Annotated in this window: 32 protein-coding genes; 31 read left to right on the top strand and 1 reads right to left on the bottom strand. The window is 50.1% G+C overall.

Features of this window, described 5'->3' with window-relative positions:
* The first annotated feature begins 43 nt into the window (after positions 1 to 43).
* The 31 genes from rplD to IQ268_RS02595 all read left to right on the top strand — a co-directional run bounded on the left by rplD (position 44) and on the right by IQ268_RS02595 (position 18,515).
* Positions 44 to 676, top strand: coding sequence for a 50S ribosomal protein L4 (gene rplD, locus IQ268_RS02745; RefSeq protein WP_193875301.1), 633 nt, complete (start codon positions 44 to 46; stop codon positions 674 to 676).
* The gene (locus IQ268_RS02740; RefSeq protein ID WP_193875299.1) at positions 669 to 971 is read left to right on the top strand and encodes a 50S ribosomal protein L23; all 303 of its coding nucleotides are present in this window, start codon (positions 669 to 671) and stop codon (positions 969 to 971) included. The genes rplD and IQ268_RS02740 overlap by 8 nt, the downstream gene beginning before the upstream one ends.
* 55 nt (positions 972 to 1,026) lie before the next feature.
* Positions 1,027 to 1,890, top strand: coding sequence for a 50S ribosomal protein L2 (gene rplB, locus IQ268_RS02735; RefSeq protein WP_193875297.1), 864 nt, complete (start codon positions 1,027 to 1,029; stop codon positions 1,888 to 1,890).
* A 92-nt stretch (positions 1,891 to 1,982) separates the two neighbouring features.
* Entirely contained in the window at positions 1,983 to 2,261 is a 279-nt protein-coding gene (rpsS, locus tag IQ268_RS02730; protein WP_193875295.1) for a 30S ribosomal protein S19, read from the top strand.
* Positions 2,262 to 2,323: 62 nt separating this feature from the next.
* On the top strand, positions 2,324 to 2,683 hold the full coding sequence (gene rplV, locus IQ268_RS02725; protein ID WP_193875293.1) for a 50S ribosomal protein L22: 360 nt from the start codon (positions 2,324 to 2,326) through the stop codon (positions 2,681 to 2,683).
* A 71-nt stretch (positions 2,684 to 2,754) separates the two neighbouring features.
* Positions 2,755 to 3,486 (top strand): 30S ribosomal protein S3, encoded by a 732-nt coding sequence (gene rpsC / locus IQ268_RS02720; RefSeq protein ID WP_193875291.1) that lies wholly within the window; start codon positions 2,755 to 2,757, stop codon positions 3,484 to 3,486.
* Positions 3,487 to 3,549: 63 nt separating this feature from the next.
* The gene (gene rplP, locus IQ268_RS02715; protein WP_193875289.1) at positions 3,550 to 3,969 is read left to right on the top strand and encodes a 50S ribosomal protein L16; all 420 of its coding nucleotides are present in this window, start codon (positions 3,550 to 3,552) and stop codon (positions 3,967 to 3,969) included.
* A gap of 3 nt (positions 3,970 to 3,972) precedes the next feature.
* Positions 3,973 to 4,257, top strand: coding sequence for a 50S ribosomal protein L29 (gene rpmC / locus IQ268_RS02710; protein ID WP_193875287.1), 285 nt, complete (start codon positions 3,973 to 3,975; stop codon positions 4,255 to 4,257).
* A gap of 6 nt (positions 4,258 to 4,263) precedes the next feature.
* On the top strand, positions 4,264 to 4,515 hold the full coding sequence (gene rpsQ / locus IQ268_RS02705) for a 30S ribosomal protein S17 (protein ID WP_193875285.1): 252 nt from the start codon (positions 4,264 to 4,266) through the stop codon (positions 4,513 to 4,515).
* A gap of 32 nt (positions 4,516 to 4,547) precedes the next feature.
* A complete protein-coding gene (rplN, locus tag IQ268_RS02700; protein ID WP_193875283.1) occupies positions 4,548 to 4,913 on the top strand; it encodes a 50S ribosomal protein L14 in 366 nt (121 codons plus the stop codon).
* The gene (gene rplX, locus IQ268_RS02695) at positions 4,913 to 5,257 is read left to right on the top strand and encodes a 50S ribosomal protein L24 (RefSeq protein WP_193875281.1); all 345 of its coding nucleotides are present in this window, start codon (positions 4,913 to 4,915) and stop codon (positions 5,255 to 5,257) included. The genes rplN and rplX overlap by 1 nt, the downstream gene beginning before the upstream one ends.
* Before the next feature lie 121 nt (positions 5,258 to 5,378).
* Positions 5,379 to 5,921: a 50S ribosomal protein L5 gene (gene rplE / locus IQ268_RS02690; protein ID WP_193875279.1), complete on the top strand. Its 543-nt coding sequence runs from the start codon at positions 5,379 to 5,381 to the stop codon at positions 5,919 to 5,921.
* Between the two features lie 27 nt (positions 5,922 to 5,948).
* Complete coding sequence (gene rpsH, locus IQ268_RS02685; protein ID WP_193875277.1) at positions 5,949 to 6,350, top strand: 30S ribosomal protein S8; 402 nt, start codon at positions 5,949 to 5,951, stop codon at positions 6,348 to 6,350.
* Positions 6,351 to 6,442: 92 nt separating this feature from the next.
* Entirely contained in the window at positions 6,443 to 6,982 is a 540-nt protein-coding gene (gene rplF / locus IQ268_RS02680) for a 50S ribosomal protein L6 (protein ID WP_193875275.1), read from the top strand.
* Positions 6,983 to 6,984: 2 nt separating this feature from the next.
* Positions 6,985 to 7,347, top strand: a complete 363-nt coding sequence (gene rplR, locus IQ268_RS02675) for a 50S ribosomal protein L18 (protein ID WP_193875273.1) — start codon at positions 6,985 to 6,987, stop codon at positions 7,345 to 7,347.
* Between the two features lie 89 nt (positions 7,348 to 7,436).
* The gene (rpsE, locus tag IQ268_RS02670) at positions 7,437 to 7,958 is read left to right on the top strand and encodes a 30S ribosomal protein S5 (RefSeq protein WP_193875270.1); all 522 of its coding nucleotides are present in this window, start codon (positions 7,437 to 7,439) and stop codon (positions 7,956 to 7,958) included.
* A gap of 23 nt (positions 7,959 to 7,981) precedes the next feature.
* Positions 7,982 to 8,428, top strand: a complete 447-nt coding sequence (rplO, locus tag IQ268_RS02665) for a 50S ribosomal protein L15 (RefSeq protein WP_193875268.1) — start codon at positions 7,982 to 7,984, stop codon at positions 8,426 to 8,428.
* A gap of 160 nt (positions 8,429 to 8,588) precedes the next feature.
* On the top strand, positions 8,589 to 9,896 hold the full coding sequence (gene secY / locus IQ268_RS02660; RefSeq protein ID WP_193875266.1) for a preprotein translocase subunit SecY: 1,308 nt from the start codon (positions 8,589 to 8,591) through the stop codon (positions 9,894 to 9,896).
* Between the two features lie 5 nt (positions 9,897 to 9,901).
* Positions 9,902 to 10,459: an adenylate kinase gene (locus IQ268_RS02655; RefSeq protein ID WP_193875404.1), complete on the top strand. Its 558-nt coding sequence runs from the start codon at positions 9,902 to 9,904 to the stop codon at positions 10,457 to 10,459.
* 190 nt (positions 10,460 to 10,649) lie between these two features.
* Positions 10,650 to 10,874, top strand: a complete 225-nt coding sequence (gene infA, locus IQ268_RS02650) for a translation initiation factor IF-1 (protein WP_036002386.1) — start codon at positions 10,650 to 10,652, stop codon at positions 10,872 to 10,874.
* A 144-nt stretch (positions 10,875 to 11,018) separates the two neighbouring features.
* Positions 11,019 to 11,132, top strand: a complete 114-nt coding sequence (gene rpmJ, locus IQ268_RS02645; protein ID WP_190342481.1) for a 50S ribosomal protein L36 — start codon at positions 11,019 to 11,021, stop codon at positions 11,130 to 11,132.
* Between the two features lie 102 nt (positions 11,133 to 11,234).
* A complete protein-coding gene (gene rpsM, locus IQ268_RS02640) occupies positions 11,235 to 11,618 on the top strand; it encodes a 30S ribosomal protein S13 (RefSeq protein WP_193875264.1) in 384 nt (127 codons plus the stop codon).
* Between the two features lie 119 nt (positions 11,619 to 11,737).
* Complete coding sequence (gene rpsK, locus IQ268_RS02635; protein ID WP_193875262.1) at positions 11,738 to 12,133, top strand: 30S ribosomal protein S11; 396 nt, start codon at positions 11,738 to 11,740, stop codon at positions 12,131 to 12,133.
* 239 nt (positions 12,134 to 12,372) lie between these two features.
* The gene (locus tag IQ268_RS02630; RefSeq protein WP_193875260.1) at positions 12,373 to 13,320 is read left to right on the top strand and encodes a DNA-directed RNA polymerase subunit alpha; all 948 of its coding nucleotides are present in this window, start codon (positions 12,373 to 12,375) and stop codon (positions 13,318 to 13,320) included.
* 107 nt (positions 13,321 to 13,427) lie between these two features.
* Positions 13,428 to 13,778, top strand: coding sequence for a 50S ribosomal protein L17 (gene rplQ / locus IQ268_RS02625; protein ID WP_193875258.1), 351 nt, complete (start codon positions 13,428 to 13,430; stop codon positions 13,776 to 13,778).
* A gap of 19 nt (positions 13,779 to 13,797) precedes the next feature.
* Positions 13,798 to 14,697 carry a tRNA pseudouridine(38-40) synthase TruA gene (truA, locus tag IQ268_RS02620; protein ID WP_193875256.1) on the top strand — a complete coding sequence of 300 codons (900 nt, stop codon included), beginning with the start codon at positions 13,798 to 13,800 and terminating at the stop codon, positions 14,695 to 14,697.
* Positions 14,698 to 14,750: 53 nt separating this feature from the next.
* Positions 14,751 to 15,206, top strand: coding sequence for a 50S ribosomal protein L13 (gene rplM / locus IQ268_RS02615; RefSeq protein ID WP_193875254.1), 456 nt, complete (start codon positions 14,751 to 14,753; stop codon positions 15,204 to 15,206).
* Positions 15,206 to 15,619, top strand: a complete 414-nt coding sequence (gene rpsI / locus IQ268_RS02610; protein WP_193875252.1) for a 30S ribosomal protein S9 — start codon at positions 15,206 to 15,208, stop codon at positions 15,617 to 15,619. The genes rplM and rpsI overlap by 1 nt, the downstream gene beginning before the upstream one ends.
* 82 nt (positions 15,620 to 15,701) lie before the next feature.
* The gene (gene rpmE, locus IQ268_RS02605; protein ID WP_193875250.1) at positions 15,702 to 15,950 is read left to right on the top strand and encodes a 50S ribosomal protein L31; all 249 of its coding nucleotides are present in this window, start codon (positions 15,702 to 15,704) and stop codon (positions 15,948 to 15,950) included.
* 98 nt (positions 15,951 to 16,048) lie between these two features.
* Positions 16,049 to 17,158: a peptide chain release factor 1 gene (gene prfA / locus IQ268_RS02600; RefSeq protein WP_193875248.1), complete on the top strand. Its 1,110-nt coding sequence runs from the start codon at positions 16,049 to 16,051 to the stop codon at positions 17,156 to 17,158.
* A 94-nt stretch (positions 17,159 to 17,252) separates the two neighbouring features.
* On the top strand, positions 17,253 to 18,515 hold the full coding sequence (locus IQ268_RS02595) for a DNA repair exonuclease (protein ID WP_193875246.1): 1,263 nt from the start codon (positions 17,253 to 17,255) through the stop codon (positions 18,513 to 18,515).
* Positions 18,516 to 18,553: 38 nt separating this feature from the next.
* On the opposite strand, the gene IQ268_RS02590 is transcribed toward IQ268_RS02595, so the two are convergent.
* Positions 18,554 to 19,879 (bottom strand): ATP-binding protein, encoded by a 1,326-nt coding sequence (locus IQ268_RS02590; RefSeq protein ID WP_193875244.1) that lies wholly within the window; start codon positions 19,877 to 19,879, stop codon positions 18,554 to 18,556.
* Between the last annotated feature and the right edge of the window lie 18 nt (positions 19,880 to 19,897).

The following is a 19,897-nucleotide window of genomic DNA, read 5'->3' as shown; positions in this document are numbered from 1 at the left end:
CAGAACTTGTGATCAAAGCCCGTGCATATTGGGAGATATAACGATGGTTGATTGCGTCATTCGAGATTGGCAAGGAGCCGAAGCAGGCACAGCTTCCCTGGAGTTGCGAATTGCAAAGGAAGAGAGCGCTGCCCATGTTGTTCATCGGGCATTAGTCCGCCAAATGAACAATGCTCGTCAGGGCACCGCATCGGCTAAAACCCGCGCTGAAGTTAGAGGGGGTGGACGTAAGCCCTGGAGACAGAAAGGTACGGGTCGGGCACGTGCTGGTTCTAACCGCTCACCGCTATGGCGAGGTGGCGGTGTTATCTTTGGCCCCAAGCCAAGAGACTACTCCGTCAAAATGAACCGAAAAGAGCGGCGTTTGGCGTTGCGAACTGCGTTTCAGAGCCGTGTAGATGACCTGGTAGTCGTTGCCGATTTTGCAGAGCAGTTTTCTCGACCCAAGACAAAAGAACTTCTCGGTGCTATGTCCCGTTGGGGCGTCGAACCGGGCGAAAAAGTGTTGCTAATTGTCTCTGACCGAGATCAAAACGTCTACCTCTCTGCACGGAACGTTAGCAAGCTCAGGATGCTCTCTGCTCACAATCTGAACATATTTGACATCTTAGCGGCCGACAAACTTGTAGTAACCGCTTCCGCTATCGAGAAAATTCAGGAGGTCTACGGTGACTAAGGTTGATCCCCGTGCTCTAGCAGACTTGGTGCGCCGTCCTCTGGTGACAGAGAAAGCAACTGTTTTGTTAGAAGAGAACAAGTACACCTTTGAAGTTGCCCCCAATGCAACAAAGCCAGATATCAAGGCCGCTATTGAAGAGCTATTTGATGTCAAAGTGATTCAGGTGAATACGCACAAACCGCCCCGCAAAACTCGGCGAATTGGCAAATTCCTTGGACACAAACCTCAATATAAGCGAGCTGTAGTGACTTTAGCTCCGGGCGATTCCATCACCCTATTCCCCGAAGTGTAGTTTTGACTAATTGCTTCGCTAACCGCTGACGCAGTGCAACCTAGAGTTTTGAGCCATGCCTATCCGTAATTACCGTCCGTATACACCTGGTACCCGCGAACGTAGCGTTTCTGACTTCAGCGAAATCACCAAAACTGAGCCAGAAAAGTCACTTGTTCGTTCGTCACACAACCCCAAGGGGCGAAACAACCGTGGTGTGATTACCTGTCGCCATCGTGGTGGTGGGCACAAGCGGCTTTATCGCATCATCGATTTTTATCGCAATAAGCACAATATTCCGGCCAAGGTAGCAGCGGTCGAATACGATCCCAACCGAAACGCACGAATTGCACTGTTGCACTATCAGGATGGGGAAAAACGGTATATTCTTCATCCCGCTGGCTTGGCAGTGGGCACATCGGTGATCTCCGGGCCAAACTCGCCGTATGAAGTTGGCAATGCCCTTCCTTTAAGCAACATTCCGCTAGGAACTTCGGTTCACAACGTTGAGCTGGTTCCCGGACGGGGTGGCCAGATTGTGCGGGCGGCAGGTGCATCAGCGCAGGTGGTTGCGAAAGAAGGAAACTTTGTTTCTCTCAAACTTCCGTCTGGAGAAGTTCGGCTAATTCGCCGCGAATGCTATGCCACGATTGGGCAAGTTGGCAACGCGGATGTCCGAAATACAAGCCTTGGAAAAGCAGGTCGCAAGCGCTGGTTAGGGCGAAGACCGGAAGTTAGAGGGAGCGTGATGAACCCGGTTGACCACCCCCACGGTGGTGGAGAGGGTCGCGCACCCATTGGTCGGTCGGGGCCTGTCACGCCCTGGGGCAAGCCAGCTTTGGGGAAAAAGACGCGTAAGCGCAACAAACAGAGCAATGCGCTAATTGTCCGGCGTCGCCGTAAGTCGTCGAAGCGGGGTAAAGGCGGTCGGGATACTTAAATCTGGTTCTGTGTGGGGTACCCAATTTGTTGTTCATTTGGTACCGACCCTGTGTTATCAAGGCTCGCACTCGTTGGAGGTTCGCTTAAGTCATGTCTCGCTCTTTAAAGAAAGGTCCGTTTATCGCAGATCACCTGCTCACGAAAATTGAGCGGCTCAATGAGAAAAACGAGAAGCAAGTGATCAAAACATGGTCACGAGCCTCTACTATCCTGCCATTGATGATTGGGCATACGATCGCTGTCCACAACGGTCGCCAACATGTTCCGGTTTATGTCACCGAGCAAATGGTAGGGCATAAGTTAGGAGAGTTTGCTCCCACCCGAACCTTTCGGGGTCATGCCAAGGGTGACAAGAAAGCTCGTCGATAAGAAAGCGAAGTGAACAGCCGCACAGTAAGTCTTGGCACGGCTGGAAGCTAAAGGAGAAAACAATGGTCACCGCTACTGAAGAAGTTAAAGCAGTCGCTCGTTATATTCGCATGTCGCCCCACAAGGTGCGTCGTGTTCTCGACCAAATTCGAGGACGGAGCTATCGAGAGGCACTCATCGTTTTAGAATTTATGCCCTATCGGGCATGTGAGCCTGTTTTGAAGGTTCTGCGTTCTGCTGTAGCCAACGCTGAGCATAACGCTGGTTATGCCCCCGCAGACTTGGTCGTTAGTCAGGCGTACGCTGATCAAGGGCCTTCGTTAAAGCGGTATCGTCCGCGTGCTCAGGGTCGAGCTTATCAAATTCGTAAGCCAACCTGTCATATTACGATCGCCGTCACTCCTGGTGTTGGCGAAGAATAACTCGTTAGAGAGCAAAACTGCTCCCTTAAATACCTATAGTTTGTACTGCCTTCACCTTAGAGGATTGACTTGTGGGACAGAAGATTCATCCAGTTGGTTTTCGTCTTGGCATTACCCAAGAGCATCGCTCTAGATGGTTTGCCGATTCGACGCGTTATCCAAAACTGTTGCAAGAAGACTACAAAATTCGCAACTATATCACGAAGAATCTGAACAGCGCCGGCATCTCGCAGGTGCGAATTGAGCGCAAAGCCGATCAGATTGATCTAGAAGTGCATACGGCTCGGCCTGGGGTTGTTGTAGGTCGGGGTGGCACTGGAATTGAGTCTTTGCGGAACGGGTTGCAGCAAGAATTGGGAGACAGCGATCGCCAAATTCGCATCAATGTGGTCGAAGTAGCGCGAGTAGACGCAGATGCGGCACTGATTGCCGAGTATGTAGCCCAGCAGCTAGAGCGCCGGGTTTCTTTCCGAAGAGTCGTTCGTCAAGCGATTCAACGCGCCCAGCGTGCTGGTGTCCAAGGCATCAAAATTCAAATCAGCGGTCGGCTCAACGGGGCTGAGATCGCCCGCACAGAGTACACGCGTGAAGGCAAGGTTCCCCTACACACCTTGCGGGCAGATATCGACTATTCCTACCGTACAGCGCAAACGATTTATGGCGTGTTGGGCATCAAGGTGTGGGTCTTCAAAGGTGAGATTATTCCCGGTCAAGAAGAGCCTGCTCCCGCTGCTAATACTCAACCTCGCCGTCGTCAGCAACGCCGTCGCCAACAGTTTGAGGATCGCTCAAACGAAGGCTAAATCATCAAGAAGGGATAGCTTCTGTTCCAATAGCTGACCTCTTAACTCTCAAGGTACTGAATCATGCTTAGTCCTAAACGAACTAAATTCCGTAAGCAACACCGTGGGCGAATGCGCGGTATGGCCACCGCTGGCAACAAAATCGACTTTGGCGACTTCGCACTCCAAGCGTTAGAGCCATCCTGGATTACGGCTCGTCAGATTGAAGCCAGCCGCCGAGCGATGACTCGTTATATCCGTAGGGGTGGAAAAATATGGATTCGCATTTTTCCCGATAAACCAGTCACCATGCGTCCAGCTGAAACCCGAATGGGTTCTGGTAAAGGAAATCCTGAGTACTGGGTTGCGGTGATCAAACCCGGAAGAGTCCTGTTTGAAATTGCTGGAGTTCCGGAGGCAACCGCCCGTGAAGCCATGCGTTTAGCCGCCTATAAACTGCCGATTAAGACAAAGTTCATCACGCGTGAAGCGGAGGAGTCGTAGGTTATGCCTCTGCCTAAGATTGGGGATATTCGAGGGTTAAGTGATCAAGAGATTGAAGAGCAGATTATTGCTACTAAAAAGCAACTGTTTGAATTGCGCTTCCAGAAGGCAACTCGCCAAGAAAATAAGCCTCACCAATTCAAGCATGCCCGTCATCGCCTGGCTCAGTTAATGACGCTAGAGGGTGAGAGACGGCTAGCTGCAATCTCAACCAAACAAGATGAAAAGACGCTGTCTTCAACGGCTCAAGAAGATGCAACGTCTGCGGAAGCAACAGCAGAGGAGTAAGGTTCAATGGCAGTTAAAGAAAGGGTTGGCCTAGTAGTTAGCGACAAAATGGATAAGACGGTCGTGGTTGCGGTAGAGAACCGCGCTCCCCACCCTAAATATCGCAAGATTATGGTTCGAACCAAACGCTACAAAGCACACGATGAAGAAAATAAGTGTCATGTGGGCGATCGCGTTCGGATTCAAGAAAGCAGGCCACTGAGCCGGACGAAGCGTTGGGTTGTAGCCGACATCCTCAGCACTTCCTCCGAAGTTTAAGTCGCACTAATTAACGAGTCGGGAGACTAACCGTGATTCAGCAAGAATCTTATCTTAATGTGGCAGACAACAGCGGTGCGCGTAAATTGATGTGCATTCGAGTGCTGGGCGGCAACCGTCGTTACGCTGGTGTTGGAGATATCATCATCGCCGTTGTTAAAGACGCAATTCCCAACATGGCGGTCAAAAAGTCTGATGTCGTTCGAGCTGTGGTTGTCCGCACTCGTAAAGGACTAAGACGCGACAGCGGTATGAGCATTCGTTTTGATGACAACGCCGCTGTCATTATCAACGCAGACGGCAACCCCCGTGGCACGCGCGTTTTTGGCCCGGTTGCCCGTGAGCTGCGAGATAAAAATTTTACTAAAATTGTATCTCTTGCTCCGGAGGTAATCTGATGGTCGATAAAAATGCGCCAGTCCGTTTCAAAATGCACGTTAAAAAAGGCGATACCGTGCAAATTATCGCTGGGAAAGAAAAAGGCAAAGTAGGCGAAGTGCTGAAAACGTTTCCTAAAACCAGCCAGGTGTTAGTGAAAGGGGTCAACATCAAGACCAAGCACGTTAAGCCACAACAAGAAGGTGAATCAGGTCAAATCACAACGATGGAAGGCCCGATCCATAGCTCTAATGTCATGCTCTATTCGAGCAAGCAGAAAGTAGCAAGCCGGATTTCTTACACCTTTGATTCAGAAGGTCGGAAGGTACGAATGCTCAAGAAAACAGGCGAGATTCTTGACTAAGGCGTACCGTCTGTTGAGCTTCAACCAGGGTTAGGTTTCAACAGACAACCTCTCTCTACCAATCTGGCCTTCAACTTTAATTTATCCCTGACCAAGCCCAGGGGCTGCGAGGATCAATATCATGGCGCAAACGCTCAAGTCTCATTATCAGGAAAAAGTGGTTCCAAAACTGATGGAACAGTTTCAGTATGAAAACATCCATCAGGTTCCTAAGATAGTCAAAGTTACCGTCAACCGAGGCTTAGGAGAAGCATCCCAAAATGCTAAAGCATTAGAAGCCTCTCTTAATGAAGTTGCAATCATCACTGGTCAAAAACCAGTTGTGACTCGGGCAAAGAAGGCCATTGCCGGCTTCAAAATTCGTCAAGGAATGCCTGTTGGCATTATGGTGACGTTGCGATCTGATCGGATGTACTCCTTCCTAGAGCGTCTGATCAATCTGGCGCTTCCCCGCATTCGCGATTTTCGAGGAATTAGCGCTAAAAGCTTTGACGGTCGGGGTAATTATACGCTTGGCGTTCGAGAACAGCTTATTTTTCCAGAAGTTGATTACGACTCCATTGACCAAATTAGAGGCATGGATATCTCGATCGTAACCACTGCAAACACTGACGAAGAAGGTCGTGCCTTACTTAAAGAAATGGGAATGCCCTTTCGGGAGTAATTGAGGCAGTTTCATTAAGAGGAAACTATGGCGGTTAATGACACAATTGCAGACATGTTGACGCGCATCCGAAACGCAAATTTAGCGCGGCATCAGACCACGGAAGTTCCATCCACCAAAATGACTCGCAGCATTGCTCAGGTGTTGCAGTCTGAAGGGTTTATTTCTGAATTTTCAGAGCAGGGAGAGGGGCCAAAGCGGAATCTGATAATTTCCCTAAAGTATAAGGGAAAAAGCCGCCAACCTATTATTACGATGCTGAAACGAGTCAGTAAACCAGGACTGCGGGTTTACTCTAACCGAAAAGAGCTGCCCAGAGTTCTTGGTGGTATCGGCATTGCGATTATCTCGACCTCCAGTGGGATAATGACCGATCGCGACGCTCGCCGCCAAGGCTTGGGCGGCGAAGTGCTCTGCTACGTTTGGTAAGATATCGCTGACAAAACACATGATTTGCTATCGAGTCAATACTGACGGGCAGCCCAAATTAGTAGCCATTTTTTGTTCAGGAGTGATTCATCATGTCTCGCATTGGTAAGCGTCCTATCGCTATTCCAGCAAAAGTGACAATTGCGATCGCAGGGCAGCATGTCACGGTTAAGGGACCGAAAGGTGAGCTGGCTCGTACCTTGCCGTCTGAGGTTGAGGTGTCTCAAGAAGGTGAAACAGTCACCGTTAAGCGCCGAAACGAATCACGAGTCGCTCGTCAACTTCATGGATTAAGTCGTACTTTGGTGGCCAACATGGTCGAGGGAGTCTCTCAGGGCTTCCAAAAGCGGTTGGAAATCCAGGGCGTTGGATATCGGGCTCAGGTTCAGGGGCGAAACCTGACCCTCAATATTGGTTACAGCAATCCAGTTCAGATCGTCCCTCCTGACGGCATTCAGGTTGCGGTTGAGAACAACACCAACGTCATTGTCAGCGGGGTTGACAAAGAAATTGTTGGAAACACCGCCGCTCGAATTCGTGCCGTCCGTCCACCCGAACCCTACAAAGGAAAAGGAATCCGCTACTCTGGCGAGGCGGTAAAACGCAAAGCTGGTAAAGCAGGGAAGAAGTAACAATGAAACGTACTCGCAAAGAATCGACACGTCGTCGCCACAACCGCATTCGCCGCCAAGTGGCTGGTACATCCGAGCGCCCTCGTTTGGCTGTATTCCGTTCAAATCAGCATATTTATGCTCAAGTGATTGACGATACTTGCCACCACACTCTAGTTGCAGCCTCCAGTCTAGAATCAGACCTGAAGTCTACACTGGCCTCTGGTGCAGATCGTGAAGCGTCAGCACAGGTGGGCAAACTAATTGCTCAACGTCTGCTTGAAAAAGGAATCAATCAGGTGGTGTTTGATCGAGGTGGCAACCTGTATCACGGCAGAGTTAAAGCGTTAGCAGAAGCAGCTCGCGAGGGTGGATTAAGCTTCTAGTTTCAGCCCAATCGGCTAAAGGCTGGCCGTCATCGAGCAAGGGCGAGTTATCAGCATTAACAGCAAACGATAGAGCAAAAGGTAGAGAAATGGCGAATCGTCGCAAAAACAGCCGTGCAAAAGAGAAAGAAACGGACTGGCAAGAAAGAGTCGTTCAAATCCGCCGGGTAACGAAGGTTGTTAAAGGCGGTAAAAAGTTAAGTTTCCGTGCCATTGTCATTGTGGGTAATGAGCGAGGCCAAGTTGGGGTTGGGGTTGGTAAAGCTAGCGATGTGATCGGAGCCGTCCGCAAGGGCGTTGCTGATGGCAAAAAGCACTTAATCGATGTGCCTTTGACGAAAGCCAACTCAATTCCACACCCTGTCAACGGTGCGGGTGGCGGTGCAAAAGTTATGATGCGCCCTGCGGCTCCAGGAACGGGTGTAATTGCAGGTGGCGCTGTTCGTACTGTTTTAGAACTGGCTGGTGTTCGCAATATTCTGGCCAAGCAGCTTGGTTCTGGCAATCCGCTTAATAATGCCAGAGCCGCTGCTAATGCTCTTTCCTCACTCAGAACTTTCTCGGAAGTGGCCGAAGAGCGTGGTATCCCTGTCGAAAATCTGTACGCTTAAGCGAAGTGTAAAGGACTAAAAATATGAGACTACAAGACGCTGTTCCTCAAAAAGGATCCAAAAAGCGCCGTCGCCGAGTTGGACGTGGCATTTCTGCTGGCCAGGGAGCTAGCTGCGGTTTTGGAATGCGTGGTCAAAAGTCTCGGTCGGGACGCGGTACTCGTCCAGGATTTGAAGGGGGGCAAATGCCGCTCTATCGCCGTATTCCCAAGCTCAAACACTTTCCAATCATCAACCGCAAGGTTTACACGATCGTCAATGTTGATGATCTAGCATCGCTGGCCGCCAATAGTACGGTCAATCTATCTTCACTGATGGCAGAGGGAATCGTTACCTGCGATGATGGGCCTCTTAAAGTTTTAGGGGACGGAGAACTGGCTGTGCCGCTTAAGGTAGAGGCTGCAGCCTTTACAGCAACCGCCAAATCTAAAATCGAGGAAGCAGGCGGTAGCTGTGAATTAGTACAGTAGATGTTAGATGCAATGCTTCGCCATAAATCCCAGCCATTTAGCGTTACTCTTGGGAGAGGAATGCGATTGCTGGGATTGAGAGTTAAGCTTAAAAAAAGCATAAAGAATCTAATTAAAATAAACGCTGCGCGATCGCAACTACAGGTAGAGGTGACTTTTCATGGTCGTTAGTCGAGACAAGACCCCGACAGCTCAAGAAACGTTTATGCAGATGGCACAAGCAGCCGGCCTGAGAGGTCGGCTGCTTGTCACTATTGGCATGCTGGTTTTGGTTCGGTTAGGCGTGTTTATTCCTGTACCGGGCATCGATCGCCAAGCCTTTCAACAGGGCATTCAAGGTAGCGGTCTGGGGAACTTGATTAACTTCTTAGATATTTTTGCAGGGGGCGGTATTTCAGCCCTTGGCATCTTTGCGTTGGGGATTCTGCCATACATCAACGCTTCGATTATTTTGCAGCTCTTAACAGCAGCGCTACCTAGTTTAGAAAACCTCCAGAAAAACGAAGGCGAGGCTGGTCGGCGTAAAATCTCGCAAATTACCCGCTACGTTGCTTTAGGATGGGGCATCATTCAAAGTACCGGAATTGCGTTATTTGTAAACAATTTTGCGGTTAATCCTGGCCCCATATTTATTGCCGAAACCGTTCTGGCGCTAGCCGCTGGCTCAATGTTTGTCATGTGGGTGGGAGAGCTAATTACAGAGCGTGGTATTGGAAACGGGGCATCGCTCCTCATCTTCCTTAGCATTGTCTCAACCTTGCCTCGCTCTCTTGGGCAAACCATTGATCTGGCTCAAAGTGGCGATCGCAGCCTTGTGGGGGGTGTGATCATCCTCTTCCTGGTTTTCCTGGTCATGATCATCGGAATTGTCTTCGTGCAGGAGGGAACTCGGAGAATCCCAATTATTTCAGCTCGCCGTCAGGTGGGTCGCCGCACTTACCTCGAAAAAAGCAGCTACTTACCACTGCGGTTAAACCAGGGTGGGGTAATGCCGATCATTTTTGCCTCCGCTGTCATGTTTTTACCGGCTTCGCTGGCACAGTTCTTTCCTAACGAAATTTTGACCCGAGTCGTCAACTATTTGAGTCCGGGAACCTGGTTATACGTCGTTGTGTACTTGCTCCTGATTCTGTTCTTTAGCTACTTCTATGCTTCGTTGATTGTCAATCCAATTGACATGTCGCAGAACCTGAAGAAAATGGGAGCAAGCATTCCCGGAATTCGCCCTGGTAAAGCCACAAGTGATTATATTGAGCGTGTTCTCAATCGATTGACGTTTTTGGGAGCAATTTTCCTTGGGTTAGTGGCCATCATCCCCACTGCTGTAGAAGGCGCAACTCAGGTGAGAACCTTTCAAGGACTGGGAGCAACGTCACTTCTGATTTTGGTTGGCGTGGCAATTGATACCGCCAAGCAAATTCAGACTTACGTGATCTCACAACGTTATGAAGGAATGGTGAAACAGTAGTGGCAGTGACACGCTTAATCTTTCTGGGGCCTCCAGGAGCGGGTAAGGGAACACAGGCGCAAACCCTGGCTAAAAGCTGTAGCATCCCCCATATCTCAACTGGCGATATTTTACGCGCCGCCGTCGCTCAAAAAACCGATCTGGGGCTAAAGGCTCAGTCCTACATGGAGCAAGGTGAACTGGTTCCTGATGTTCTCATCATTGATCTGGTGCGCGAGCGGCTCAATCAGACCGATGTGAAGCAGGGTTGGATTTTGGACGGCTTTCCTCGCACGGTGGGGCAAGCAGTCTCTCTGGACGACATGCTGAAAGAAATCAACCAAACCTGTGATGGTGTTATCAATTTTGACGTTCCCGATGAGATTTTGGTCACCCGTCTTCTTGGTCGAGGGCGATTAGATGATACTGAATCTGTGATTCGCCATCGTCTGGAGGTATACCGGGAACAAACGGCTCCGTTGATTGCCTTTTATCGCGATCGCCAGCAGCTCGTTTCAGTGGATGGCAACCAACCGATTGAAGCGGTCAATGCTCATCTAAAGCAGTTAGTTTATCCAGACTAAGTTTGAGGTGGAGTCCTTCCGCCGCTCATGCTGACATTCAACCCACGTTTTTTGAAACATGTTTTCGTGAACATTTGTTAGGCTTAAACCAGAAGGCAATTTAATTGTCTAAACTTTGCCTTGCTTACTCAAGTTGGGCAAATCCACCCTGCATAGCAGTAGTCGCACATCTTTAACAGAGGAAAAGCCATTGTCTAAACAAGATCTGATTGAAATGGAAGGAACGGTGACAGACTCACTTCCTAATGCAATGTTTCGTGTTGATCTGGATAACGGTTTTAACGTGTTAGCCCACATTTCGGGCAAAATCCGTCGGAACTACATCAAAATTCTGCCGGGCGATCGCGTCAAGGTGGAGCTGACTCCTTATGATTTGACGAAAGGTCGAATTACTTATCGTCTTCGTAAGAAGTAACCTCCTGAATATACGCTTACATAGCTCGACCGTTTCTCTGAGGAGCGTTTATTAGCTCGTCAGAGTTTTGATGTCAGAGTTGATAAAAATGATTTGAATTGATATAATATTACTTTTGTAGTGCTCTCATCAATGGTTTAGGACATGAAAGTCCGGGCATCCGTTCGTAGAATCTGTGAAAAGTGCCGTGTAATCCGTCGTCGCGGCAGAGTGATGGTAATTTGCTCTAACCCCAAGCACAAGCAGCGTCAGGGTTAAGCTTTTTCATTGGCGTCAACGCCCAGTGAAGGCAAGCAACTAAGTATCGTTGCTCGATACTCAAAACTAGTAGCTAAGAAACCAAGTTAGGGAGATTGAAGCGTGGCACGGATTGCCGGGGTAGACCTTCCACGCGATAAGCGTGTCGAAATTGGTCTGACATATATCTATGGCATAGGTCTAACTAGATCTAAGCAAATTTTAGTTGCAACAGGTGTCAATCCTGATACTCGCGTCAAAGATCTTAGCGATCCTGAGGTGGCATCCCTCCGAGAAGCGGTTGAGAGCACCTACCAGGTCGAAGGAGATCTGAGGCGGCTTGAGTCAATGAACATCAAGCGATTGATGGACATCGGCACCTATCGGGGAAGACGTCATCGTATGGGATTACCTGTTCGCGGACAGAGAACACGCACCAACGCGCGCACGCGTCGAGGCGGTCGTCGAACGGTAGCGGGTAAGAAGAAAGCTCCTAGTAAGAAGTAGGGAACTGTTGAGGGCTGGTTGCAAAGTGTGTTTAGGCACGCTGTAAGCCAGTGATCCGGCTTCCGCTGCTAGAAATTGACCTCCTGCGAAGATAAATAGGCTGAACAACGAGACCGAAAATGGCAAGACAAACAACCAGGAAAACTGGTGCAAAAAAGCAAAAGCGCAACGTTCCCAGCGGTGTTGCACACATTCAGTCCACCTTCAACAACACGATTGTGACGATCACAGACACCAACGGTGAAGCTATTTCATGGGCTTCGTCTGGTTCTAGTGGGTTCAAAGGCGCTAAAAAAGGTACTCCTTTTGCAGCACAAACAGCGGCAGAAAGTGCTGCCAGACGAGCCACCGATCAGGGTATGCGCCAGGTTGAAGTGATGGTTAGTGGGCCAGGAGCTGGTCGAGAAACGGCAATTCGAGCATTGCAGGGTGCTGGGTTGGAAATCACCCTAATCCGTGATGTCACTCCTATCCCTCACAATGGCTGTCGTCCTCCCAAGCGGCGGCGCGTGTAAGAGAGCAACAGTTTTGCAGGTTTCAACTGCTTCCATCGGGGCTTCCACTGTTGCGCCAATAGCACAACGCGGTAGGAAAGGATAGCAACTGGTGTTAATGGTTCTTAGTGCTGAATCAAATTGAGCTGGGTTAGTCATCCTACCAAGTGGGTCAATTGACCTCTGCAAACGGATTAAATTCGCGGAAATCCAGGAATTTTAGCGTGTTTCCTGGGGCAAAGGATAAGGGAGATCGGGCAATGGCGCAGTTTCAGGTCGAATGTATAGAGTCAGATATTGAAAACGAACGGAGTTCGTACAGCAAGTTTGTTCTGGAGCCTCTGGAAAGGGGGCAAGGAACAACAGTAGGTAATGCCCTGCGGCGAGTTTTGTTGTCCAACCTGGAAGGAACAGCGATTACAGCGGTTCGTGTTGCAGGGGTAACCCATGAGTTCATGACAATCCCTGGTGTGCGAGAAGATGTATTAGACATCTTGTTGAACATGAAGGAGATTGTCCTCAAGAGCTATTCTTCGCAGCCTCAGATTGGACGGTTGCGAGTTGAAGGTCCCGCTGCCGTTACAGCCGAATATTTTGAACTCCCATCTGAAGTAGAAATCATTGACCCGACACAGTACATCGCTACCGTATCGGCTGGTTCGACTCTAGAGATGGAGTTTCGCATTGAAAGAGGAGTTGGTTATCGGGCGATCGAGCGAGGGCGTGATGAAGCTGCTGCGCTCGATTTCCTTCAAATCGATTCCATTTTCATGCCAGTTCGGAAGGTCAACTATTCTATTGAAGATGCCAGGGTTGGCGGTTCGCTAGAAAAAGATCGTCTGATTATGGAAATCTGGACGAATGGTAGTTTGACACCTCAAGAATCGCTAAGCCAAGCGGCAGATATTCTTGTCGATTTGTTTAACCCTCTGCGGGAGATTGACTTCTCGCCATTGGAAGGGGATGACACCGACGTTGAAGATCCAACGAATCAAATTCCCATTGAGGAGCTTCAGCTTTCGGTTCGCGCTTATAACTGCCTGAAGCGAGCGCAAATCAACTCAGTCGCCGATCTATTGGATTACAGCCAGGAAGATCTCCTCGAAATCAAGAATTTCGGGGCAAAGTCGGCTGAAGAAGTGATTGAAGCCCTACAGGTTCGGCTGGGGATTACGCTTCCCCACGAAAAGCCAGCCAAGACTGGCTGACCTGTTTACTCCGGCTTGGTAGGCTAACGCTACAGGGTTGTTGCTCGTTTGTCTGCATTATTCCTTTTGTAAAGTTATACGCTGTTGTTTTACATCCTTTAACTGCTATGCGTCACCGTTGTCGTGTCCCTCAACTTGGCAAGCCTGCCGATCAGCGTCGAGCTTTACTCAGGGCGCTTACCACTGAATTGATCCGTCATGGTCGCATTACTACGACCAAAGTGCGAGCTAAGGCTGTCCGTACGGAGGCTGATCGAATGATTTCTCTGGCTAAAGATGGCTCGTTGGCGGCTCGTCGTCAAGCGATCGGCTACTTGTACGATAAGCAGCTTGTGCATGCTCTATTTGAACAGGCAAAGTCTCGCTATAGCGATCGCAACGGTGGATACACTCGTGTACTCCGCACCGTTAGCCGCCGGGGTGACAATGCTGAGATGGCAATCATTGAACTGACCTGACGGATCGCTTAACCCCACTATGTCTGATGAGTTATCTCTGTCATCCCGCTCTTCTGTGGTTTCTGCCAAACAGGCTTCACCATCAGAAGAGCGCCAAAGAGTTGCCCTAGTCATTCAGTACTTGGGCACTCGTTTTCATGGATGGCAGCGGCAGCCAAAGCACCGGAGTGTTCAGGAAGACATTGAGGCCGCCATTCAGTCTGTGTTGGGGTATCCCGTTACGCTTCACGGTGCCGGACGAACCGATGCAGGTGTTCATGCCGCGGCTCAGGTCGCTCATTTCGATGCTCCAAGCCACATTCCGGTTTACCGATGGGCAGATATCTTGAACCATCGCTTGTCTGAAGACATCGTGATTCGAGCGTCTGCTGTGGTGCCACCCGACTGGCACGCCCGGTTTTCAGCGATTTGGCGACGGTATCGATACACCATCTATACGGATGCGCGGCCCAATCTGTTTGTTCGTCCTTTTAGTTGGCATTACTACTACGCGCCCCTGGATGAAACGGCAATGCAGATGGCTCTGGCTCCGCTGGTAGGACGGCACCATCTGGCGGCGTTTCATCGTGCCGGGTCTGATCGTCCTCACTCCTGGGTTGACGTTCAGGTAGCAGAATGCAGTCGCCAAGATTCGTTTGTTCGTATCGAACTGCAAGCGAGTGGATTTCTATACGGGATGATGCGATTGTTAGTAGGGCTGTTGGTGGAAGTGGGAAAGGGAATACGATCGCCAGAAGGCTTCACAGCCCTGTGGACAGAGCAGCGCCGAGATGAAGTCCGGTATGCGGCACCACCCCAGGGGCTTTGTCTGTTACGGGTTGGTTATTCTGATTTTCCGTTTCCAGCAGACATTTGGTTTGATAGCCAACCTAAGTTTGTATTGCCTAACCCTGCTGAGTTCGCTTTCTGTTCTGGATAGCATCGCCGTACTGATCGCTTTTCGAGTTTAACCATTGACAACGCAAAATGATTATGACCAAAACCTACCTCCCCCCTAATGAATCAATTGAACGTAACTGGTATGTAGTAGACGCTGCTGAGCACCGCCTGGGCCGTCTTGCTAGTGAAGTGGCAATGGTACTGCGTGGCAAAAACAAGCCAACCTATACCCCCCACCTAGATACCGGTGATTTTGTTATCGTTATCAATGCCGACAAAGTAAAAGTCACTGGCAAGAAACGCAGCCAAAAGATTTACCGTCGCCATTCGGGTCGTCCTGGTGGTATGAAGACTGAGACCTTTGCCCAGCTTCAATCTCGTGTACCAGAGCGCATTATTGAGCAAGCGGTCAAGGGGATGTTGCCGAAGAACACATTAGGACGGCAACTGTTCACCAAGCTAAAAGTGTATGCGGGATCTGAGCATCCGCATCACGCTCAAAAACCAGAAGTATTGCAAATTCAGACGATTCCTGGAGGACCGAACTAATGCAAGCCACTGAAAAACCGGGTCGGGTTACTTACTGGGGCACTGGACGGCGTAAAGCCTCGGTTGCTCGGGTGCGGTTAGTTCCTGGTAAAGGACAGCTCACCATTAATGGAAAGCCAGGAGATTTATATCTTCAGTTCAATGCAGCTTATTTGTCTGCTGCGAAGGCTCCTCTAGAAACTCTGGGACTAGAGAGTGAGTACGACATTCTAGTTAACGTGAGAGGTGGTGGGCTAACTGGACAGGCTGATTCGATCAAGCTTGGTGTAGCTCGTGCGTTGTGTGAGCTTGACCCAGACAACCGCAAGCCGCTGAAAGTTGAGGGATACTTAACCCGTGATCCCCGTGCTAAAGAGCGGAAGAAATATGGCTTGCACAAAGCCCGTAAAGCTCCTCAGTACTCGAAGCGTTAACCTGCTCGTTGTAACAGAGTGCGATCGCAAGCACAGAGCTAGAATTAATCAAGAACCGTATTTTTTGCAGAAGTAAAGCATCATGGCAAAAGCAGATATCCATCCAAACTGGTACCCGGAAGCAAAGGTGTACTGCAACGGCGAAGTCGTCATGACGGTGGGGTCAACCAAACCTGAACTACATGTTGACGTGTGGTCTGGCAACCACCCCTTCTACACCGGAACCCAAAAGATCATCGACACGGAAGGACGGGTCGAACGGTTTTTGCGGAAGTATGGCATGGTGGAAGGTGGAGCGAGCGGTGGTTCTCAACCTCAGGGCAAGAAGTAGGGCAAAGGATGAGCATCAGTCAACTGGGCGTTTGACCCGCAAATTGACTGAACGTTTATGTGTACCTCCTTCCTGGCTAGACGCACCAAGGCTGTTTTATGGCTGAATCCTATCTACTCGAAAAGCTAAAGTCCGTTGAACAAACGTTCAACGAGTTAACTCGACGCTTAGCCGACCCAGATGTTGCAACCGATCCTGATGAATTTCAACGGATAGCAAAAGCCCGTTCCTCGCTGGAGGAAACGGTAAATACGTTTGCAGAGTGGAAGACGGCTCAAGAAGAGTTGACCGGAACTCGGCAAGTGTTGAAGGAGTCGGGTGGCGATTCGGAGTTGCGCGAGATGGCTTCTCTGGAAGTGGCAGAACTAGAAAGTAGGCTTGAGCAGTTAGAACGTCAGCTAAAAGTCTTACTGTTGCCCCGCGATCCCAATGATGACAAGAACATCATGTTAGAGATTCGAGCGGGAACGGGAGGCGACGAAGCCAGCATTTGGGCGGGTGATTTGGTGCGCCTCTATTCTCGCTATGCGGAAACTCAAAACTGGCGAGTTAAGCTAGTCAGCGAATCTTTGGCGGACATGGGCGGCTTCAAGGAAGCTATTATCGAAATTCAGGGCGACCAGGTGTACAGCAAGCTAAAGTTTGAGGCTGGAGTGCATCGGGTTCAGCGTGTTCCGGTTACTGAAGCGGGAGGACGTGTCCATACCTCTACGGCAACGGTTGCCGTCATGCCAGAAGTAGACGATGTTGAAGTTGAGATCGATGCTAAAGACATTGAACTGACGACGGCTCGGTCTGGTGGGGCGGGTGGACAAAACGTTAACAAGGTAGAAACAGCGGTTGACCTTTTCCACAAGCCAACGGGAATCCGCATCTTTTGTACAGAGGAGCGATCGCAGCTTCAAAACCGCGAACGTGCGATGCAAATTTTGCGAGCCAAGCTGTATGAAATGAAGCTGCGGGAGCAGCAAGAAGCGGTGACTTCGATTCGTCGATCGCAAGTGGGCACAGGGTCACGCTCAGAGAAGATCCGAACCTACAACTACAAAGACAATCGGGTTACAGACCATCGCTTAGGCCAAAACTTTACCCTTACCCCTGTTTTAGAAGGGGATATCGAAACCTTGATTCAGTCTTGCATTTCTCAAGATCAGCAGGAACGGTTGGAGGAACTAGCGGCCTCTACCTCTTCTCCTGTATCGATTTAGCAGTAGAGCAAGGGCTGGTTAGGAATTGACGCTAGACTGGCTTCACAGTCTGGCGTTTGTGTCTTTAAACAGATTTTAGTTAACCTCTGTTGTTATGGCTCGATTTCTGCACTTAGCCGACATTCACCTTGGGTTCGATCGCTACGACAGTAAAGCGCGAACGCAAGATTTTTTCTATGCTCTACAGGATGCGATCGAGACATATGCCATCCAGGAGCAGGTTGACTTTGTGGTAATTGCAGGAGATTTATTCGAGCATCGCAACATTCAGCCCGCCACGCTGAATCAAGCTCAGGTTTGTTTACAAGCTCTGCAGGCGGCTGGCATTCCGGTGTTGGCGATCGAGGGAAATCATGACAACCGTCCCTATGGGACGAAAGCAAGTTGGCTGCGCTATCTGGCCGACTGGGGCTTACTAATCTTGTTGGAACCGGGCAACGTTGCCGCAGGAGAGCCTTTCTATTCAGCCTGGAATAGCGAGGAGCGGCAGGGTGGCTATATTGACTTAGAGTGTGGGGTTCGGGTGGTTGGTTCTCAGTGGTATGGGACTTCTGCTCCTAAGGCGATCGAGCAAATTGCAGATGCTCTACAGACGCTTCCTCCCAGCCCAGCGCACACCATTCTGCTATTTCATCATGGGCTTGAAGGCGAAATTGCCCGGTATCAGGGCGCTTTGCGCTACACCGACTTGTTGCCGTTGAAACAGGCTGGAGTGGATTACCTGGCATTGGGTCACATTCACAAGAGTTATGCGCGAGAAGGCTGGATTTTTAATCCGGGTTCCCTGGAGGCCAACAGTGTGGAAGAAGCTCGTTACGAACGGGGCGTTTATCTGGTTGAGGTGAATGAATCTGGGATTCATGCCGAACTGAAACGTGGGTATTATCAACGGCCAATTGTGCGGCTGAACGTCACGACTAACGGTTCGGAAATGCCAGAAGAGGTTGAAGCGGCGGCGATCGCCCAGGTGCAGCAAGCGATCCAGTCGGGTAAGCTGGTTCCATCCCAGGAACCAATGGTGGAACTGCGAATTGAAGGTCAGGTGGGGTTCGATCGGCTGGATCTGGATATCCGCGAATTGCAGCGGCAGCTTCAGCGCATGAGCAATGCTCTGATTTTCTTGCTGAAGTGTGATGTTGACAGCGTGGCCTATGTCTCGCCCCTGCCGGATGATGCCAATCGGCTGGAGATTGAGCAGGAGGTGTTTACCGATCTGCTGGCGGCCAACAACGTTTACAAGAAGCGAGCCGCCGAACTGGCTCAAGGACTGATCGATCTTAAAGGTCGGCAGATGGAAGGGCGATCGGAACCAGATTTATACGAATTGGTGCAATCGCTGGTATTAACGCAGGAATAACGTCTGTTGCTTCACTGGGTTATTGCAACGGGCTCAGCTTAACTACCGCTTGAGAGCGCCAACTCTGACCGCAGAAAATTAACGAACTGTCGGGCGGTTCGTCCCGAGCGCCCATTATGGCGAGTAGCCCATTGCAGCGCTTGATAGTCTAACTCCTGTGGCTCAAGCGAAATGTCGGCTAGCGTTGCTAAATGATGAACAATGGCGAGATAGGTTGGCTGGTCGGCTGGTTCAAACGTCAGGGTTAAACCAAAACGATCGCTAAACGACAGTTTCTCCTGCACGGTGTCCCAGGAATGCACTTCGTCGGCATCGCTGGGACGGGGGCGATCGCCAAAAAACTCTCGAATCAGGTGGCGGCGATTCGACGTGGCATAGACCACTACATTTTGCGGACGAGCGGTTAAGTTTCCTTCCAAAATCACCTTTAGGGCTTTGTAGGCATCGTCATCTTCTTCAAAGGACAAATCATCTACAAAAATAATAAATTTTTGTGGGGCATCTCGCAGCGCATCTACAATCACAGTCAGATCCTTCAGGTCAGACTTGGCGACTTCGATCAGGCGTAAGCCGCGATCGCCGTAGTGGTGTAAAAGCGATTTTACCAGCGACGATTTACCCGATCCCCGGCTGCCATAGAGCAACACATGCAAGGCAGAATAGCCTGCCAATAATGCCTCTGTATTCTTCAGCAGGCGATCGCGCTGTAGCTCGTAGCCAACTAACTCGTCTAAGCGAATCGGATCGGGATAGGAAATGCCAACCAGTGTTCCCGACTGCCAGCGCAGTGCAGCATAGCTGGCAAACAGTCCAATGCCTGATGTGCGGTAGTAACCAGCTAGTTCTGCCACCGCATCAACCCAATCTGGAATGCGGCTGAACGTAGCTCGAATCGAATGCTGATGGGTTGGAATCCTGGTATGAGCTGACTGGGGATCTTCTAAATTCCAGGCTACGGGAGGCGTTTCCAGAGAGCAGGCGAGTTGTACCCATTGGCTGAGCTGGTTTCCATCACACCTGTAGACTTGTTGCAGGGTTTGCAAATCGTGACGAGCGGCAGCCAGCAGTGATGGAGACAGTTGATTCAAGTCCAACTGCTGAGCCTGTTGGGTAAAGGGATTGTTGGCAGACAGAATTTGAGTCAATAGATAGGCTTGCCAGCTTTGCGACTGAGCGGCGATCGCCCTGAACCAACACCCATAGGCGCGGAGACAAGCCTGCCCGTTTGCTTCGCTGCGTTGCAAGGTTTGAAGCAGGGTTAAGAATGCCTGCCCAATCTCATCATCAAAAATGGATTGGTACAGAAGCAACGAATCAACCTGATGCTGAAGTAACCGAATTGAGTTAAGAACCGGGGCATCCATTAAGAGTGAGTCATTTTC

Origin of the sequence: Oculatella sp. LEGE 06141 (assembly GCF_015207605.1) — a bacterium.
Lineage (GTDB): Bacteria > Cyanobacteriota > Cyanobacteriia > Elainellales > Elainellaceae > Oculatella.
Note: the sequence above shows the minus strand (reverse complement) of the source record. Positions and strands in the feature narration are given on the sequence as shown.